The organism is Planomonospora antibiotica, from assembly GCF_014647955.1.
GTDB classification, from domain to species: domain Bacteria; phylum Actinomycetota; class Actinomycetes; order Streptosporangiales; family Streptosporangiaceae; genus Planomonospora; species Planomonospora parontospora.
This window is the reverse complement of record NZ_BMQE01000007.1, coordinates 149,534-167,799: the sequence shown is the minus strand read 5'-3', so window position 1 is coordinate 167,799 and position 18,266 is coordinate 149,534. Positions and strand designations below refer to the sequence as shown.

The following is an 18,266-nucleotide window of genomic DNA, read 5'->3' as shown; positions in this document are numbered from 1 at the left end:
GACGTTCTCAGACGTTGAAGTAGCCGGCCTCGGGGTGGTGGACGATCAGCGCGGACGTCGACTGCTCGGGGTGGAGCTGGAACTCCTCCGACAGCTTCACGCCGATCCGCGCGGGGTCGAGCAGCTCCACGAGCTGGACCTGGTCCTCCAGGTTGGGGCAGGCCGGGTAGCCGAAGGAGTAGCGGCAGCCGGTGACGTTGACCTTGAGCATGTCCTCCAGCGACTCGTCGCCGCCGATCCCGAGCTCCGAGCGGACCCGGGCGTGCCAGTATTCGGCGAGCGCCTCGGTGAGCTGGACCGACAGGCCGTGCAGCTCCAGGTAGTCGCGGTAGGCGTCCTTGGCGAAGAGCTCGGCGGTGGCCTCGGAGATCCGGCCGCCCATCGTGGCGACCTGGAAGGCGACCACGTCGACCTCGCCGGAGTCCTTGGAGCGGAAGAAGTCGGACAGGCACAGGTGCCGGTCGCGGCGCTGGCGCGGGAAGGTGAACCGGGTCCGCTCGTTGCCGGCGTCGTCGAGGATGATCAGCGAGTCGCCGTCGCTGACGCACGGGAAGTAGCCGTAGGCCACGGCCGCCTCCAGCAGCCCCTCGGTCTGCATCCGCTCCAGCCACATCCGCAGCCGGGGGCGGCCCTGCGTCTCGACCAGCTCCTCGTAGGACGGCCCGTCGCCGCCGCGGGCGGCCTTGAGGCCCCACTGGCCCATGAACGTCGCCCGCTCGTCGAGGAAGGCGGCGTAGTCGGCGAGCGGGATGCCCTTGACCACGCGGTCGCCGAGGAACGGCGCGGCCGGGACGGGGTTGTCGGCGGCCACGTCGGAACGGGCGGGCAGCTCCTCCACCGGGGTGCGGGCCAGCGTCGCCCCGGTCTTGACCCGGCGCTCGCGCAGCGGCGGCAGGCTGGCGCCCTCCACCCCGCGCTTGACCGCCATGAAGGCGTCCATCAGGCGCAGGCCCTCGAAGGCGTCGCGGGCGTAGCGGACCTCGCCCTCGAACAGCTCGGCGAGGTCCTGCTCGACGTAGGCGCGGGTCAGCGCGGCGCCGCCGAGCAGCACGGGGTACTTGCCGGCGATGCCCCGGGAGTTCATCTCCTCGAGGTTCTCCTTCATGATGACCGTGGACTTCACCAGGAGGCCGGACATGCCGACGACGTCGGCCCCGGACTCCTCGGCGGCCTCCAGGATCGCCGAGACCGGCTGCTTGATGCCGAGGTTGACGACCTCGTAGCCGTTGTTGGACAGGATGATGTCCACCAGGTTCTTGCCGATGTCGTGCACGTCGCCCTTGACGGTCGCCAGCACGATGCGGCCCTTGGTCTCGCCCTCGACCCGCTCCATGTGCGGCTCCAGGTAGGCCACGGCGGTCTTCATGACCTCGGCCGACTGGAGCACGAACGGCAGCTGCATCTGGCCGGAGCCGAACAGCTCGCCGACCGTCTTCATGCCGTCCAGCAGCACGTCGTTGACGATCTCCAGGGCCGGGCGCTGGGCGAGCGCCTCGTCCAGGTCGGCCTCCAGGCCCTTCTTCTCGCCGTCGATGATGCGCCGCTTGAGCCGCTCCCACAGCGGCAGCGCGGCCAGCTCCTCGGCCCGGGACAGGGCGGTGGCGGCGCTGTCGACGCCCTCGAACAGCTCCATGAAGCGCTGCAGCGGGTCGTAGCCCTCGCGGCGGCGGTCGTAGACCATGTCCAGCGCGACCTGGCGCTGCTCCTCGGGGATGCGGGCCATCGGCAGGATCTTGGAGGCGTGCACGATGGCCGAGTCCAGCCCGGCGTTGACGCACTCGTTGAGGAAGACCGAGTTGAGCACCACGCGGGCGGCCGGGTTGAGGCCGAAGGAGATGTTGGACAGGCCCAGGATCGTCTGCACGGCCGGGTAGCGCCGCTTGAGCTCGGCGATGGCCTCGATGGTCTCCAGTCCGTCGCGCCGCGTCTCCTCCTGGCCGGTGGCGATCGGGAAGGTGAGGGCGTCGACGACGATGTCCTCGACCCTCATCCCCCAGTTGCCCGTCAGGTCCTCGATGAGGCGGGTCGCGATGCGCACCTTGTCCGCGGCGGTGCGGGCCTGGCCCTCCTCGTCGATGGTCAGGGCGACCACGGCGGCGCCGTGCTCCCGGGCCAGCTTCATGATCCTGGTGAAGCGGGAGTTCGGGCCGTCGCCGTCCTCGTAGTTGACCGAGTTGAGGATCGCCCGGCCGCCGAGCATCTCCAGGCCGGCCTCCAGCACGGCGGGCTCGGTGGAGTCGAGCATGATCGGCAGCGTGGAGGCGGTGGCGAAGCGGAAGGCCAGCTCCCGCATGTCCTGGGTGCCGTCGCGGCCGACGTAGTCGACGCACAGGTCGAGCATGTGGGCGCCGTCGCGGGCCTGGGCCCGGGCGATCTCGACGCACTCCTCCCAGTTGCCGGCGAGCATCGCCTCGCGGAACGCCTTGGAGCCGTTGGCGTTGGTCCGCTCGCCGACGGCCAGGTAGGAGGTGTCCTGGCGGAAGGGGACGTGCTGGTAGAGCGAGGAGGCGCCGGCCTCGGGGTGCGGGCGGCGGGCGGCGGTCTCGCGGCCCCGGACGCGCTCGACGACCTTGCGCAGGTGCTCGGGGGTGGTGCCGCAGCAGCCGCCGACGATCGACAGGCCGTAGGTGCGGGTGAAGGTGTCGTGCGCGTCGGCCAGCTCGTCCGGGCTGAGCGGGTAGTAGGCGCCGTCGGAGGTCAGCACGGGCAGCCCGGCGTTGGGCATGCACGACAGGCGCACCCGCGCGTGGCGGGCCAGGTAGCGCAGGTGCTCGCTCATCTCGGCGGGGCCGGTGGCGCAGTTGAGGCCGATGACGTCGACGCCGAGGGGCTCGATCGCGGTGAGCGCCGCGCCGATCTCCGAGCCGAGCAGCATCGCGCCGTTGGTCTCGATGGTGACCTGGGCGATGATCGGCACGTCGCGGCCCGCGTCGGCGATGGCCCTCCTGGCGCCGGTGACGGCGGCCTTGACCTGGAGCAGGTCCTGGGAGGTCTCGATGATCAGCGCGTCGGCGCCGCCGGAGACCAGGCCGGCGGCGTTGTCGTAGTAGGCGTCGCGGAGCTCGCCGTACGGCTTGTGCCCGAGGGTGGGCAGCTTGGTGCCGGGTCCGATGGAGCCGAGCACGAAGCGGGGGTGGTCCGGGGTGGACCAGTGGTCGGCGGCCTCGCGGGCGACGCGGGCGCCGGCCTCGGAGTAGGCGAAGACGCGGTCGGCGATGTCGTACTCGCCGAGCGCGGCGAGGTTGGCGCCGAAGGTGTTGGTCTCCACGCAGTCGACGCCGACCTCGAAGTAGGCGTCGTGCACGGCCCGGACGATGTCGGGGCGGGTGGCGTTGAGCACCTCGTTGCAGCCCTCGTGGCCCTCGAAGTCGTCGAGGGTGACGTCGTGGGCCTGCAGCATCGTTCCCATGGCCCCGTCGGCGACCATCACGCGCTCGGCCAGGACGTCACGGAAGGACGGTGCGTTTGTCATAGGCGGAAGCTTACTGGGAACCGCGCGGCGGCTATCGTTCACGGTGGCAATTGCACTTTCCGTCCAATTACCCCCGTCCTGTTACGAGAGGTGTCATTCCGGTGGCCTACCGCACCGTCGTCGTCGGCACCGACGGCTCCCCCTCCTCCTTCCGCGCCGTCTCCGCCGCCGCCTCCCTGGCCGCCGCGACCGGCGCCACCCTCGTGCTGGCCTGCGCCTACCTCCCCATGCGCGAGCGCGACCGCAGCGCGGCCGCCGACCTGCTCGGCGAGCTGTCCTACAAGGTGAGCGGCTCCACCCCGGCCGAGGACGCGCTGCGGGCCGCCCGCGAGCACGCGGTCGCCGCGGGCGCCCCGGTGATCGAGCTGGCCGCCGAGGAGGGCGACCCGGTCGACGTGCTGGTCTCCCTGGCCGACCGGCTCCGCGCCGACCTGCTGGTCGTCGGCAACCGGGGGCTCAACAGCCTCACCGGGCGGCTGCTCGGCTCGGTGCCGTCGAGCGTCTCGCAGCGGGCCGAGTGCGACGTGCTGATCGTCCGCACCACCTCCGGGAGGTGACGCGGGACCGCCTTGAGCGCATAGGCTTAGCCGGAGGAAACGAGGCGGGACAAGGAGGCGGCGCGTGATCGAACTCGAGGGGTTGCCCGAGCTCGTCGACCCGGTGCTGATCGCCGCGTTCGAGGGGTGGAACGACGCGGGCGAGGCCTCGAGCGGAGTGATCGCGCACCTCGAGACCGAGTGGAAGGCCACCGAGCTGGTCTCCTTCGACCCCGAGGACTACTACGACTTCCAGGTCACCCGGCCCACCGTCGAGATGGGCGAGGGCCTGACCAGGTCGCTCACCTGGCCGACCACGAAGCTGTCGGTGGCCCGGCCGCCCGGTTCCGCCCGCGACGTGGTCCTGCTGCGGGGCATCGAGCCCAACATGCGCTGGCGCTCGTTCTGCGACGAGATCGTCGGCGTCTGCCGCGCGGTGGGCGTCGAGCTGGCGGTGCTGCTCGGCGCGCTGCTCAACGACTCGCCGCACACCCGGCCGGTGCCGATCGTCGGCTCGGCCACCGACGAGGGGCTGGCCCGGGCGATCAACCTGGAGCTGAGCCGCTACGAGGGCCCGACCGGCATCGTCGGCGTCCTGCAGCACGCCCTGGGCGCCGCGGGGCTGCCCGCCATCTCCCTGTGGGCCTCGGTCCCGCACTACGTCGCCCAGCCGCCCAACCCCAAGGCGACCCTGGCGCTGCTGAGCCGGATGGAGGACCTGCTCGACGTCCCGATCCCCCTGGGCGAGCTGGCCGAGGAGGCCAGGGCCTGGGAGCACGGCGTGGACGAGCTGGCCGCCCAGGACACCGAGGTCGCCGAGTACGTCCGGGAGCTGGAGGAGCGCAAGGACGCCACCGAGCTGCCGGAGGCGAGCGGCGACGCCATCGCCGCGGAGTTCGAGCGCTACCTGCGCCGCCGGGATCGCGACGGAGACGGCTGAGACAAGCGGCCGTGACGGAGACCGCTGAGACACACAGCGCAGAGTTACTGCTATTTACCCCATTTCTCACTGATTTCGGGTAATAATCAGTCCTCACCGGATTCCCGCCGGAACGCACCCGGCGGAGATCGCAGACTTGCAACGATTGCACAACCAGGAGAAACACGGCTCGGCAAACACCGGCCGATGGCGTCACCCCCACGCCGAACCTTGTCCCTGTGACTGCGCACGTAAGGGCAACCATGGCGACTCCCCGGCTCGACCCGTACCAGAAAGCACAGGACACGCGGCGCCGCGTTCTCGAGATGGGCACGTTCATGAAACGCCAGGACGGCGAGAACGCCCTCCCCCACCCGGGGGCGGGGGGTCCCGCCGCTCCCGGGCAGTCGGTGGACCTGTTCCTCGCCCTGCTCCAGGACAGGCTCCCGGTCTGGCTGAAGATCCTCGACGACCTGATGCACCTGGTCGGCAAGGGCCGCGTCGCCGACAACCTGCTGCCCATCGCCCGGGCGGGCATCGACTACTACGCGGAGGTCCAGTCGGTGGCCCTGCCCGCCTTCACCTCCCCCTCGGTCACCGTCCGGTTCCGCGAGGCCATGAAGGACACCCGGCTCAGCCCGATGTCGGAGGTCGTGCCGCTGACCGACTACCTCGCGGCGGAGCAGCGCGCCGGCCGCGTCTCACCGCAGGTGGACCCGGTGGCCACCGCCCGGCTGCTGCTCGCCGGGTGCTTCCGGCACGCCTACTACGAGCTCTTCGTCGGCACCGACTTCGTGCCCTCGCGGGACGAGAGCGCCGAGGAGATCATCCGGGAGCTGAGGCTGGAGTCCCACGCGGCCTGATCGAAGCGGCGCCACACCAGCTCCGCCAGATCGGGGTCCGCCCCCAGGGGGGCGCCGACCAGGTCGGCGCCGAGAGCCTCCAGGCGGTTCTGGAAGAAGCCGGGGGCCAGGAGATACGAGGCGAGCGCGATCCGGGGCGCGGGCGTCGCCCTGAGCTCCTCCAGCGCCTCGGCCGCCGTCGGACTGCCCGCCGAGGCGAACGCGGCCCGCACCGGGCGCGACAGCCGGGCCGACAGCAGCCGCGCCGCCGCGCGCACGTCGTCCAGCGCCGCCGGGTCGGAGGACCCGGCCGCGCCCAGCACCACCGCGTCGGTGTGCCGCAGGCCCGCGGCGGCCAGCCTCCGGGCCAGCACCGCGGTCAGCAGCGGGTGCGGCCCGAGCGGGGCGGCCACCGTCGCGTCCGGCCGCGCGGCGGCGACCACCGCCGGCAGGTCGATGTGCACGTGGTAGCCGCCGGCCAGCAGCAGGGGGACCACCACCACGGGGCCGGGCAGACCCGGCAGCACGTCGGCGAGCAGGGGCGAGCTGATCTCCAGGAAGGCGAGCTCCACCCGCCGTCCAGGGCGGGCCCGCCGTACCAGGTCGCGCAGGCCCGCGAGCGTCTCCTCCCCCGCGGCGCTGCGCGTCCCGTGGGCGGTCAGGACGAGCGTCGTCACGCGACCTCGCCGCGTTCGCACGCCAGGCGGTAGCCGCGCTTGACGACCGTCTCGACGATGCCCGCCGGTCCCAGGGCGCGCCGCAGGCGGGTGATCGCCATCTCCACGGCGTGCTCGGCCGAGTCGCGGGACGGGCCGCCGGGCAGGACGGTCCGCAGCTCCGAGCGGGCCACCACGTGGCCGGGCTTGTCGGCCAGGCGCTTGAGCACCGCCATCGGGGCGGGCGGCAGCGGCTTGAGCTCGCCGTCGACGACGACGGCGTGGCCGCGGATCTCCAGCCCGTGGCCGCCCGCGACCAGCCGGGTGACGCCGCGGGCGGGCAGGTGCGTGGCGAGCGTGCGGGCCAGCGCGCCGAGGCGGGCGCGCTCGGGCTGCACCACGGGCACCCCGCGCGCCTCCAGCGGCGCGGCGGTGACCGGCCCCACGCAGGCGGCGGCGACCCGGCCGGCGAACGCCGCCAGCAGCGCCTCCTCCAGCCCGTCCGCGCGGGCCGCGCCGAGCATGGCCAGGACCGCCGGGGCGCTGGTGAAGGCCACCGCGTCCACCCCGCCGGAGACCGCCTGGCTGATCAGGCGGCGCAGCGGCGACGGGTCGCGGTAGGGCAGCCACCGGTAGACCGGCACCTCGATGACCTCGGCCCCCGCCTCGCGCAGCGCTGCCGTGAAACCGGTCAGCGGCTCCCCGTGCAGCTGCACCGCGATGCGCCGGCCCCGCAGGTCCTGGGCGAGCAGGTGCTGCTTGACCTCCTCGCACGACTCGGTGGCCGGCGTCCAGTGGTCGTTCAGCCCCGCCGCCCGGACCGCGCCGCGGGCCTTGGGGCCCCGGGTCAGCAGCCGGGCGGCGGTCAGGTGCGCCGACAGCTCCCCCGACAGCCCCCACCCCTCGGCGGCGGCCGTCCAGCCGCGGAAGCCGACCCCCGTGGTGATCACCACGTCGTCGATCGGGCCCGCCAGGACGGCCCGGGTCGCGGCCAGCAGGTCCGCGTCCTCGGCCAGCGGCACCAGCCGGATCGCCGGGGCCTGCACGACCCGGGCGCCCCGCCGTTCCAGCAGCGCGCAGAACTCCTCGCGCCGCCGGGTGGCGGTGACCCCGATGGTGAATCCGGCCAGCGCGTCGGGCTCCGTCTCCGGGGACCCCGACGGGGAGACCGGCGAGGAGAGCGGCGAGGAGACCGGTGACGGGATCAGGGGAGCCGGGGAGCTCAAGGGACTCTCACCTCCACCGCGCCGCCGGACAGGCGGACCGGATAGGTCGGTACGGCCGTCGCCGGGTCGTCCAGGCAGCGCCCGGTCACCAGCGAGAAGACCTGCTTGTGCATGGGGGAGGCCACGGTCGGCTCCGCGCCGCGCGTCCCGACGATCCCCCGCGACAGGACCCAGGCCCCGCTGAACGGGTCGAGGTTGCCGGTCGCGTACAGGTCGCCGTCGAAGGTGCGGAACACCGCGATCTGCTGCCCGTCCACCAGGACGCACACGCCCTCCTCGGGCAGCAGGTCGGTGTAGGCGCAGACCGCGGTCCAGCCGGCGGTCTCCAGGGCGGTGTCCAGGTTCTCGCGCAGGATGGTCATCGGGGAAACCCCTCCTTCTTCTCCGTCGGTGTGAGGTCGAGGGTCGGTGCGTGGTCGAGGGTCGGTGCGTGGTCGAGGGTCGCGGTGGTCAGGATCGGACCGCCTCCAGCGGGATCAGGACCGGCTTGACCTGGTCCCGCTCCGGGGCGAAGGCGATCGACGGGTCCGGGGTGCCGGGCGCGTTGACGAAGGAGACGAAGCGCCGCATCCGCTCAGGGTCGTCCAGGACCGCGCGCCACTCGTCGGCGTAGCCGGCCACGTGCCGCTCCATCTGCGCGTCCAGTTCGGCGCAGATGCCCAGCGAGTCCTCCAGCACGACCTCCTTGACGTAGTCGAGGCCCTGGTTCTCCAGCCAGACCGAGGTGCGCTGGAGCCGGTCGGCGGTGCGGATGTAGAACATCAGGAAGCGGTCGATGACCCGGATCAGCTCGTCGGTGGACAGGTCCGAGGCGAACAGGTCGGCGTGCCGCGGGGTGAAGCCGCCGTTGCCGCCGACGTAGAGGTTCCAGCCCAGCTCGGTGGCGATGATGCCGAAGTCCTTGCCGCGCGCCTCGGCGCACTCGCGGGCGCAGCCGGAGACGGCCGACTTCAGCTTGTGCGGCGAGCGCAGCCCCCGGTAGCGCAGCTCCAGCGCGATGGCCAGGCCGACGGAGTCCTGCACGCCGTACCGGCACCAGGTGGAACCGACGCAGGACTTGACCGTGCGCAGCGCCTTGCCGTACGCGTGGCCGGACTCGAAGCCGGCGTCGACCAGGCGCTTCCAGATCAGCGGGAGCTGCTCGACGCGCGCGCCGAACAGGTCGATCCGCTGCCCGCCGGTGATCTTCGTGTAGAGGCCGAAGTCGCGGGCGACCTCGCCGATCACGATGAGCTTGTCGGGGGTGATCTCCCCGCCGGGGATGCGCGGCACGACCGAGTAGGTGCCGTTGCGCTGGATGTTGGCCAGGTAGCGGTCGTTGGTGTCCTGCAGCGCGGCCTGCTCGCCGTCGAGGATGTGGCCGTTGCCGAGCGAGGCGAGGATGGAGGCGACGACGGGCTTGCAGATGTCGCAGCCGCGTCCGGTGCCGTGCTCGGCGATGAGCTGGGAGAACGTCGTGATGCCGCGTACCCGCACGATGTCGAACAGCTCGGCCCGGCTGTAGGTGAAGTGCTCGCACAGGGCCTTGGAGACCTCGACGCCGGACTTGACCAGGATCTGCTTGAGCATCGGGACGCAGCTGCCGCAGGTGGTGCCGGCGCGGGTGCAGTCCTTGATCCCCGCGACGTCGGTCAGCTCCTTGTCCGCGATGGCCGAGCAGATCTGGCCGTGGGTGACGTTGTTGCAGGAGCAGACCACCGCCTCGGCGGGCAGCTCCATGTTCGCCGGGCCGCCGGTGAACAGCAGCTCGCTCGGCGAGCCCGGCAGTTCGCGGCCGACGAAGGGCTTGAGCGTGTTGTACGGCGTGGCGTCGCCGACGCAGATCCCGCCGAGCAGGGTGCGGGCGTCGTCGCTGACGAACAGCTTCTGGTAGACGCCGGTGACCGGGTCCATGAAGGTCACGTCGAGCGCGCCGTCCATCGCGCCGAACTGGGCGACCTCCACGCCGAGCAGCTTGAGCTTGGTCGACATGTCCGCGGGGGTGAAGGCCGCCTCGCCGCCGAGGATACGGTCCGCGGCGACCTCCGCCATGGTGAAGCACGGCCCGACCAGGCCGTAGACCATGCCCTGGTGCAGCGCGCACTCGCCGATCGCGTAGATCGCCGGGTCGCTGGTGCGCATGCCGTCGTCGACGGCGATGCCGCCGCGCTCGCCGACCGCCAGGCCGCCGGCGCGGGCCAGCTCGTCGCGGGGGCGCACGCCGGCCGAGAAGACCACGACCTGCGCCTCGATCGTCTCGCCGTCCGGCTTGACCAGTCCGGTGACGCGCCCGGCGTCGTCGGCGGCGATCTCCTTCACCCCGGCGCCGGTGTGCACGCCCAGGCCGAGCGACTCGATGTGGCCGCGCAGCACCGCGCCGCCGCCCTCGTCGACCTGGCGGGGCATGAGCCAGCCGCCCATCTCCACGACGTGCGTCTCGAGGCCCAGCCCGCGCAGCGCGTCGGCGGCCTCCAGGCCGAGCAGCCCGCCGCCGATCACCACGCCGGCCGTGGCGCCCGCCGACGCCTCCCGGATCGCGTCCAGGTCGTCGAGGGTGCGGTAGACGAAGCAACCGTCCAAGTCCTTGCCGGGCACCGGCGGCACGAACGGGCTGGAGCCGGTGGCCAGCACCAGCACGTCGTACGGCTCGGCGTGCCCGTCGGCCGTCGTCACGGTCCGGCCGTCCCGGTCGATCGCGGTGACCGCCGAGCCGAGCCGGAGCACGACGCCGTCGGGCACCGGGTAGGTGAGGTCCTCGGCGCTCCTGCCGGCCAGGTAGGAGGTCAGCGCCACCCGGTCGTAGGCGGGCCGGGGCTCCTCTCCCAGGATCGTGATCCGCCCGCCGAAGCCGCGGTCGGTCAGCGTCTCGACCAGCCGGTAGGCCGTCGGCCCGTGTCCCACCACTACCAGCCGCGTCATCTGCGCGCCCCTTCCTTCCGCCGTGTTCGTCACGCCGAGACCCCTTCCTGCTCGCACAGCCAGCCGACGATGCCCTCGACCGCGTCGCGGCAGCCGCCGCAGCCGGTCGTGGCCCGCGTGGCGGCCGCCACGGCCTCCACGTCGCGGGCCCCGGACTCCCAGCAGGCCCGGATCTGGCCCTTGGTCACGTTGTTGCACTGGCACACCTTGGCCGCGTCCGGCATCCGCACCGGGCTGTCGGCCACCGGCGTGCCGCTCAGGCCGGGGAAGAGCAGCCCCGCCCGGTCGCCGGGGACCGGCGCGCCCCGGTCGAAGAGCTGGGTGAGCGTGCCCACCGCCGCCGTCTCACCGAGCAGGATCGCCCCGACCAGCCGGCCGTCGCGGATGACGAGCTTGCGGTAGGTGCCGCGGGCCCGATGGCTGAACCGCACCACCTCCGTCGCGCGGTCGGAGTCCTCGTCCACGTGGGTCTCGCCCATCGCCGCCAGCTCGACGCTCTTGGCCTTCAGCCGGGTCACCAGCCGCGACCCCCGGTAGCGCGCCGTCTTGTCGGCGCCGGTCACCAGGTCGGCGACGACAGCCGCCTGCTCCCAGGCGGGGGCGACGAGCCCGTAGACCATGCCCTCGTGCTCGGCGCACTCGCCGATCGCGAAGATCGACGGGTCGTCGGTGCGCATCTCGGCGTCCACGACGATCCCGCGCGCCACCTCCAGGCCCGCGTCCCTGGCCAGGGCGGTCACCGGGCGGACTCCGCAGGCGAGCACCACCAGGTCGGCGTCGACCGTCTCGCCGCCGGCCAGCCGTACGCCGTGCTCCTCGATCTCCTCCACCACGACGCCGGTCCGGATCCGCACGCCCAGCTCCGTCAGCGTCTCCTGGAGCAGCAGTCCCGCCTCGGCGTCGAGCTGGCGCTCCATCAGGTGCCCGGCCAGGTGGAGCAGCGTCACCGGCAGCCCGCGCCCGGCCAGCCCCCGGGCCGCCTCGATGCCCAGCAGCCCGCCGCCGACCACCACCGCGCCGCGCGCCGTGGCGGCGGCCTCCAGGATCGTCTGGCAGTCGTCCAGCGTCCGGAAGGTGACGGCCCGCTCCGCGCCGGGCACCGGCGGCACCACGGCCTCGCTCCCGGTCGCCAGCACCAGGACGTCGTACGGCTCCCGCCCGCCGTCGGCGGTGACGACCGCCTGCGCCTCCCGGTCGATCGCCGTCACCGCGACGCCCGGCATGGCCGTCACCCCGTGGTCGGCGTACCAGGACGGGTCCAGCAGCCGCACCTGGTCCGGGAGCATGGTCCCGGCCACCACGTTCGACAGCAGCACCCGGTTGTACGGCTGCCAGTCCTCGGCGCCGAAGACGGTCACCTTCATGTCCTTGTCACGGGCGCGGACCTCGTTCACCAGGCGGGAACCGGCCATCCCGTTGCCCACCACCACCAGCCGGGTCATCCGACACGCTCCACTCTCACGGCGCACACTTTGAACTCCGGCATCCTCGACACGGGGTCGAGTTCGGGATTGGTCAGCACGTTGGCTCCGATCCAGTGGAACGGCATGAACACGGTGTCGGCGCGGATCGCCGGGTTGATCCTGGCCGCGCCCTCGGTCTCGCCCCGGCGGCTGACCACCCGCAGCATCTCGCCGGGTGACACCTCCAGGCGCTCGGCCAGGTCGGGGTGGATCTCCACGAACGTCTCGGAGACGACCGCGTTGAGCGCCGCGATCCTGCGGGTCTGGGCGCCGCTCTGGTAGTGGGCCAGCACCCGGCCGGTCGTCAGGTACAGCGGGTAGTCGGCGTCGACGTCCTCCCCCGGCGGGCGGTGCTCGACCGGGACGAACCGGGCGCGGCCGTCGGGGGTGGCGAAGCCGTCCAGGAAGGGCCGCGGCGTGCCGGGGTGGCCGGTGTCCGGGCAGGGCCAGAAGACGCCGGTCTCGGCGGCGATCCGCTCGTAGGTGATGCCCGCGTAGTCGGCGATCCCGCCGGCGCTCGCGCGGCGCAGCTCGTCGAAGACCTCGCGCGGGTCGGTCGGGAACCCCGCGGCCCCCCGCGGCCCGTCCGCGTCCGGCCCGGCCAGCCGTACGGCCAGGCCCCGCAGGACCTCCAGGTCGCTGCGGACCCCCTCCGGCGCGGCGACCGCCCGGCGGCGGAGCAGGACCCGTCCCTCCAGGTTGGTCATCGTGCCCTCCTCCTCTGCCCATTGGGTGGTGGGGAGCACCACGTCGGCCAGGGCGGCGGTCTCCGACATGACGAGGTCGGAGACCACCAGCAGGTCCAGGCCCTTCAGCCGCTCGGTGACGTGCCCGGAGCGGGGCGCGGAGACCACCGGGTTGGAGCCGAACAGCAGCAGCGCGCGCGGGCCGCCGGCCGTGCCGAGGGCGTCGAGCAGCTCGTAGGCCGAGCGGCCGGGGCCGGGGATCTCGCCGGGGTCGACGCCCCAGACGCGGGCGACGTGCGCGCGGGCGGCGGGGTCGTCGATCTTCCGGTAGCCGGGGAGCTGGTCGGCCTTCTGCCCGTGCTCGCGGCCGCCCTGCCCGTTGCCCTGGCCGGTCACGCAGCCGTAGCCGGAGCCGGGCCGGCCGGGCAGCCCGAGGGCCAGGGCCAGGTTGATGAAGGCGGTCACCGTGTCGGTGCCCTTGGCGTGCTGCTCGGCGCCGCGCCCGGTGAGGATCGCCGCGCGGTCCGCGTCGCCGAGGATCTCCACGGCCAGGCGCATCTGCGCGACCGGGACCCCGGTGATCCGCTCCACCCGCTCCGGCCACCAGGCCGCCACGGAGGTGGCCACCGCCTCGAAGCCGTTCGTGCGCTCGGCCACGTAGTCCTCGTCCACGCGGCCCTCGGTGACCACGAGGTGGAGCAGGCCGAGGGCGAGCGCCAGGTCCGTGCCGGGGGTGGGCTGCAGGTGCAGGTCGGCCATGCGGGCGGTCGCGGTGAGGCGGGGGTCGATGACGATCAGGCGGCCGCCCCGGTCCCGCATCGCGGTCAGGTGGCGGACGAACGGCGGCATGGTCTCGGCCATGTTGCCGCCGGCCAGCAGCACCGCGTCGGCCCCGGCCAGGTCGGTGATCGGGAAGGGCAGCCCGCGGTCCATGCCGAAGGCCCTCATCGACGCGGCGGCCGCCGAGGACATGCAGAACCGGCCGTTGTAGTCGATCTGGCTGGTCCGCAGCGCCACCCGGGCGAACTTGCCCAGCAGGTAGGCCTTCTCGTTGGTGAGGCCGCCCCCGCCGAACACGGCCACGCCGTCGGGGCCGTGCTCGGCCTGCAGCGCGCGGATCCGGCCGGCGACGAAGTCGAGCGCCTCGTCCCAGCCGACCGGCTCGCCGTGCAGGAGCGGGGTGGTGAGCCGTACACCGCCGGTGAGGAGCTCGCCGGCGGTCCAGCCCTTCTGGCAGAGGCCCCCGGCGTTGGCCGGGATGTCCTGCCGCGGGGTGATCGCCACCGTGCCGTTCCCGGTCCCGGCGTCGCCGCCGGCGGCGACGTTCATGCCGCACTGCAGGGCGCAGTAGGGGCAGTGCGTCGCCACCGGCGCCTTCACAGGCGCTGCGACGGGAAGTGAGATCGGCATGCGTCCGATGGTGCTTTCGAGCGGTTTCACCGCTGGGTCCCTCCTGTTACCGCTGTGCTACAAGCCTCTAACCGTGTTCACGTTCGCCTTCACCCCGATGTGAGCCGACGTGAGCGGCGGCGGTCAGACGCGGGCGGCCGCCAGGCTCGGCACCCGGCCGGCGGTCCGCAGGTAGCAGGCCCAGGTGATGAACGCGCACAGGACGTAGAAGCCGGCGAAGGAGGCCAGCGCGGCGCCCGCTCCCCCGGTGGCGGCGATGGAGCTGCCGAACCCGCGGTTGATGAAGAACCCGCCGAACGCGCCGATCGCGGAGATGAGCCCGACCGCGGCCGAGGCGTCGCGCTTGCCGACCGCCAGCGCCGCCTCGTGGGCGGGCGTGCCGGCGCGGATCCCGGCCGTGGCCTTGGCCCGGAAGATCGCCGGGATCATCCGGTAGGTGGAGCCGTTGCCGACGCCGGTGGTGGCGATCAGCAGCATGTAGGAGCAGAAGAACAGGGCGAAGCTCTGCTGGACCAGGCCCTGCCAGACCAGGGCCACCGCGCCGGCCATCGCGCCGAAGTTGACCAGCGTCACCCGCGAGCCGCCGATCCGGTCGGCGAGCCAGCCGCCCGCGGGGCGGATCAGCGAGCCCACCAGCGGACCGAGGAAGGCCAGCGTGACCAGGGAGGCCTGCTCGGGGAACTGGCTGTTGATGAGGAGGGGGAAGGCGGTGGAGTAGCCGATGAAGGAGCCGAAGGTGCCGATGTAGAGGACCGCCATGATCCAGGTCTGGGCCCGTCCGGCGATCTTCAGCTGCGCCCTGGGGTCGGCCTTGGCCACGGTCAGGTTGTCCATGAAGAAGTAGGCGCCGGCCGCGGCGGCCAGGATGAACGGGATCCAGAACAGTCCGGCGGCGGCCAGCCCGAACGCGCCGATGACCAGCGGCATGAACAGCTGCACGGAGCTGACGCCGATGTTGCCGCCCGCGGCGTTGAGGCCGAGCGCCGAGCCCTGCTTGGCCTGCGGGTAGAAGTAGGTGATGTTGGCCATGCTGGAGGCGAAGTTCCCGCCGCCCAGGCCCGCGGTGGCCGCGATGGCCAGGAACACCCAGTACGGCGTGGCGGGGTCGCTCACCGCGACGGCCAGCAGCGCCGCCGGGACGAGCAGGAGCAGCGCGCTCGCCACCGTGAAGTTCCGGCCGCCGAACTTCGCCGGGCCGAAGGTGTAGGGGATGCGCAGCGCCGAGCCGACCAGGTTCGGCAGGGAGACGATCCAGAAGAGCTGGTCGGTGGAGAACTCGTAGGAGCCGAGCTTGACCGCCACGATGCTCCACACCGTCCAGACGGTGAAGCCGAGGTGCTCGGCGAAGACGGAGAAGACCAGGTTCCGCCGGGCGACCCTCTTCCCGTCGTGCTCCCAGAAACCGGGGTCGTCGGGGCGCCATTCGGTGATCCAGCGCTTCGCCATCGTTCCTCCTGCTCAGGTTTTCGGGGAATCCGGTCCTGAAATGTAGGAGTGAGGCGTTACGCACATTCACGTTGTGTGATGGTGCACCGGTTACATGTGGCTAACCGCTGAAATGTGCAATGCACACGTCGCACGTCCGCAACACTGCGGAAACATGACCGGATCCCCAGGTTGGATTGGAAATCGGCGATACCGGGAATCGTAGGCACATCGACCAGCCGCCTCGGGGAGTGCGCGTGACCGTCCAGCCGATCCGCATGTTCAGCGACCCTGCGCTACGGACCGTGACCGATCCGGTGACCACGTTCGACCGCGAGCTGCGCAGGCTCGTCAGGTCCCTCCAGCTGACCCTGCGGGCGGGCGCGGGCCGCGCCGGCCTCGCCGCCCCCCAGATCGGCGTCCCGCTCCGGGTCCTCGTCTACGAGCTCGACGGCCGGTCCGGCCACCTCGTCAACCCGCGGCTGGAGCTGTCCGAGCGGAAGGTCACGGCCGACGAGGCCTGCCTGTCCGCACCCGGGCTGTGGTGGCCGCTGGAGCGCTCCTACATGGTGACCGCGCGGGGCCGCGACATGTTCGGCAAGCCCGTCACCGTCCGCGCGCTCGGCATGCTCGCCCGGGTGCTCCAGCACGAGGCCGACCACCTCGACGGCGTGCTCTTCGCCGACCGGCTCCCCGCAGAGGATCGTGAACGCTTCCTGAAGAATGTCCCATTTTGAGCGTTTCATCCCAATTGTTGGGTAGAGTCCGCATACTGTTTGCTCCCTCTTCGCGGCGCACGGCCCTCGATGCGGCGGACGATCCGGAAAGGGCGCGCCCGCGGATGTTTGCCAGGCGCTCCGGCATCCGGTAGATTGAAGAGGTTGCCGTCGCAGTTTTCAGGTAGCTTGTCACCGCAAGTGTTTGAGAAGTCCGTCGACAGCGGGCGTTCCAGCTTTCTCCGGATGGTCTCCGCGGATGCATGGTAGGGTCCGCAGTGCAGCCCCGGTGCGCCGACCTGGCGTTTCGGTGAGGCTCCCAATGAGGAGAAGTAGTTTTGTCTGAAGGCACCGTTAAGTGGTTCAACGCCGAAAAGGGCTTCGGATTCATCGCTCCGGACGACGGTAGCGCCGATGTTTTCGTGCACTACTCGGCTATCAACTCCAGCGGCTACCGCAGCCTGGAGGAGAACCAGCGGGTCAGCTTCGTCACGACCCAGGGCCAGAAGGGCCCCCAGGCTGAGCAGGTTCAGCCCATCTGACGTCGTTAGCAGCTTCACCTGAGCCCCGTACCGCTCCAGCGGTACGGGGCTCAGTGCTTCTCCGGCTCCTCCGTGTCCGAGCCACCGGGCGCGCGCCCGGATCCCGCCGGGCGGGCTCCGGACGCGCTCCCGGCTCGCTCCGGTCCCGGTTCCGCGAGACCGGAGCGAGCCTACGGGCGGCTCTAGAGACGGACTCCGAGCAGCGCGTCCACCACGTCCCTGACGAGCGCGGGCGCCTGCGGGTCGGTGCCGCCCTGCGAGAGCGCCCGCTCCGCCCAGCCGTCGATGACGGCCAGCGCCCCGGGGGCGTCCAGGTCGTCGGAGATCCGGGCGCGGACGTCGGCGAGCACCGCATCCGCCCGGGGCCCGGCCTCCAGGCCCGCGGCCGAACGCCAGCGTGCCAGCCGTACCTCGGCGGAGGCCGACTGGTCGGCGGTCCACTCCCAGTCGTCCCGGTAGTGGTGCGCCAGCAGGGCCAGCCTGACGGCCATGGGGTCGATCTCCTGGCGGAGCCGGGAGACGAAGACGAGGTTGCCCCGGGACTTGGACATCTTCTCGCCGTCGAGGGCGACCATGCCCGCGTGGACGTAGGCCCTGGCGAAGGGCCACTCCCCCGCCGCGACGTGGCCCTCGTGGGCGCCGCACTCGTGGTGCGGGAAGATGAGGTCGGAGCCGCCGCCCGCGACGTCGAAGCCGGTGCCGAGGTTGGCCAGCGCGATCGCGGTGCACTCGATGTGCCAGCCGGGCCGTCCCCGGCCGAACGGGGAGGGCCAGGACGGCTCCCCCGGACGCTCGGCGCGCCACAGCAGCCAGTCGAGCGGATGCTTCTTGCCGTCCCGCCCGGGGTCGCCGCCGCGCTCGCCGAACAGGGTGAGCATCAGCTCCTCCGGGTAGCCGGAGACCGCGCCGAACTTGGGAGCCGCGGCGACGTCGAAGTAGACGTCGCCGTCGAGCTCGTAGGTGGCGCCCTTGTCGCGCAGGTTCACGATCAGCTCGGCGACCTGGTCGATCGACTCGGTGACGCCGACGTACTCCCGGGGCGGGAGGATCCGCAGCGCCTCCATGTCGGTGCGGAACAGCTCGATCTCGCGCTCGGCGAGCTCCTGCCAGTCCTGACCGGTCTGCCCGGCGCGCTCCAGGAGCGGGTCGTCGACGTCGGTGGCGTTCTGGGTGTAGTGGACCTCGTGGCCGGCGTCCCGCCAGGCCCGGTTGACCAGGTCGAAGGCGAGGTAGGTGTTGGCATGGCCCAGATGGGTGGCGTCGTAGGGCGTGATGCCGCAGACGTACATCCGCGCGACGGGCCCCGGCTGCGTGGGGACGACCTCTCCGGCGGCGGTGTCGAACAACCGCAGCGGAGCACCAGCACCAGGGAGCCGAGGAACCTTCGGCGCAGACCACGATCTCATGTAGTGAGCCTATCCAGGGGACGGACCGCCCCGATCACCCCGGGGCGGTGGATTCGGGGCGTCCATCAC

The 18,266-nt window shown here is 72.3% G+C and carries 14 protein-coding genes; 5 read left to right on the top strand and 9 right to left on the bottom strand.

All coding sequences use genetic code 11. The features are described from left to right. Positions 1-7 precede the first annotated feature (7 nt). The gene (metH, locus tag IEZ06_RS09285; RefSeq protein ID WP_189236268.1) at positions 8-3,472 is read right to left on the bottom strand and encodes a methionine synthase; all 3,465 of its coding nucleotides are present in this window, start codon (positions 3,470-3,472) and stop codon (positions 8-10) included. A gap of 101 nt (positions 3,473-3,573) precedes the next feature. Between metH and IEZ06_RS09280 the strand changes: the two genes are divergently transcribed. The 3 genes from IEZ06_RS09280 to IEZ06_RS09270 all read left to right on the top strand — a co-directional run bounded on the left by IEZ06_RS09280 (position 3,574) and on the right by IEZ06_RS09270 (position 5,790). Then, positions 3,574-4,029, top strand: coding sequence for a universal stress protein (locus IEZ06_RS09280; protein ID WP_189236267.1), 456 nt, complete (start codon positions 3,574-3,576; stop codon positions 4,027-4,029). Positions 4,030-4,093: 64 nt separating this feature from the next. Beyond that, positions 4,094-4,948, top strand: coding sequence for a PAC2 family protein (locus tag IEZ06_RS09275; protein WP_189236266.1), 855 nt, complete (start codon positions 4,094-4,096; stop codon positions 4,946-4,948). Positions 4,949-5,190: 242 nt separating this feature from the next. Beyond that, on the top strand, positions 5,191-5,790 hold the full coding sequence (locus IEZ06_RS09270) for a hypothetical protein (protein ID WP_189236265.1): 600 nt from the start codon (positions 5,191-5,193) through the stop codon (positions 5,788-5,790). Here IEZ06_RS09270 and IEZ06_RS09265 read toward each other — a convergent pair. The 7 genes from IEZ06_RS09265 to IEZ06_RS09235 all read right to left on the bottom strand — a co-directional run bounded on the left by IEZ06_RS09265 (position 5,694) and on the right by IEZ06_RS09235 (position 15,554). Beyond that, positions 5,694-6,446: a sirohydrochlorin chelatase gene (locus tag IEZ06_RS09265; protein WP_189236264.1), complete on the bottom strand. Its 753-nt coding sequence runs from the start codon at positions 6,444-6,446 to the stop codon at positions 5,694-5,696. The two genes, IEZ06_RS09270 and IEZ06_RS09265, sit on opposite strands and share 97 nt — an antisense overlap. Further along, entirely contained in the window at positions 6,443-7,630 is a 1,188-nt protein-coding gene (locus tag IEZ06_RS09260; protein ID WP_268245586.1) for a uroporphyrinogen-III synthase, read from the bottom strand. The genes IEZ06_RS09265 and IEZ06_RS09260 overlap by 4 nt, the downstream gene beginning before the upstream one ends. Positions 7,631-7,647: 17 nt before the next feature. Further along, positions 7,648-8,013 (bottom strand): nitrite reductase small subunit NirD, encoded by a 366-nt coding sequence (gene nirD / locus IEZ06_RS09255; protein ID WP_189236263.1) that lies wholly within the window; start codon positions 8,011-8,013, stop codon positions 7,648-7,650. Positions 8,014-8,101: 88 nt separating this feature from the next. Then, positions 8,102-10,549, bottom strand: a complete 2,448-nt coding sequence (gene nirB / locus IEZ06_RS09250) for a nitrite reductase large subunit NirB (RefSeq protein WP_189236262.1) — start codon at positions 10,547-10,549, stop codon at positions 8,102-8,104. 29 nt (positions 10,550-10,578) lie between these two features. Then, on the bottom strand, positions 10,579-11,991 hold the full coding sequence (locus IEZ06_RS09245) for an FAD-dependent oxidoreductase (RefSeq protein ID WP_189236261.1): 1,413 nt from the start codon (positions 11,989-11,991) through the stop codon (positions 10,579-10,581). Beyond that, positions 11,988-14,108 (bottom strand): molybdopterin oxidoreductase family protein, encoded by a 2,121-nt coding sequence (locus IEZ06_RS09240; RefSeq protein ID WP_189236260.1) that lies wholly within the window; start codon positions 14,106-14,108, stop codon positions 11,988-11,990. Before IEZ06_RS09240 ends, IEZ06_RS09245 begins: the two co-directional genes overlap by 4 nt. A 123-nt stretch (positions 14,109-14,231) precedes the next feature. Next, positions 14,232-15,554: an MFS transporter gene (locus IEZ06_RS09235; RefSeq protein ID WP_189236259.1), complete on the bottom strand. Its 1,323-nt coding sequence runs from the start codon at positions 15,552-15,554 to the stop codon at positions 14,232-14,234. Positions 15,555-15,790: 236 nt separating this feature from the next. Here IEZ06_RS09235 and IEZ06_RS09230 point away from each other — a divergent pair, with 236 nt between their 5' ends. Together IEZ06_RS09230 and IEZ06_RS09225 are read left to right on the top strand one after the other, a co-directional pair. Beyond that, a complete protein-coding gene (locus IEZ06_RS09230; RefSeq protein WP_189236258.1) occupies positions 15,791-16,270 on the top strand; it encodes a peptide deformylase in 480 nt (159 codons plus the stop codon). Between the two features lie 317 nt (positions 16,271-16,587). Next, positions 16,588-16,791, top strand: coding sequence for a cold-shock protein (locus tag IEZ06_RS09225; protein ID WP_189236257.1), 204 nt, complete (start codon positions 16,588-16,590; stop codon positions 16,789-16,791). 182 nt (positions 16,792-16,973) lie between these two features. Here IEZ06_RS09225 and mshC read toward each other — a convergent pair whose 3' ends face one another. Continuing rightward, positions 16,974-18,197, bottom strand: a complete 1,224-nt coding sequence (gene mshC / locus IEZ06_RS09220) for a cysteine--1-D-myo-inosityl 2-amino-2-deoxy-alpha-D-glucopyranoside ligase (protein ID WP_189236256.1) — start codon at positions 18,195-18,197, stop codon at positions 16,974-16,976. Positions 18,198-18,266 lie beyond the last annotated feature (69 nt).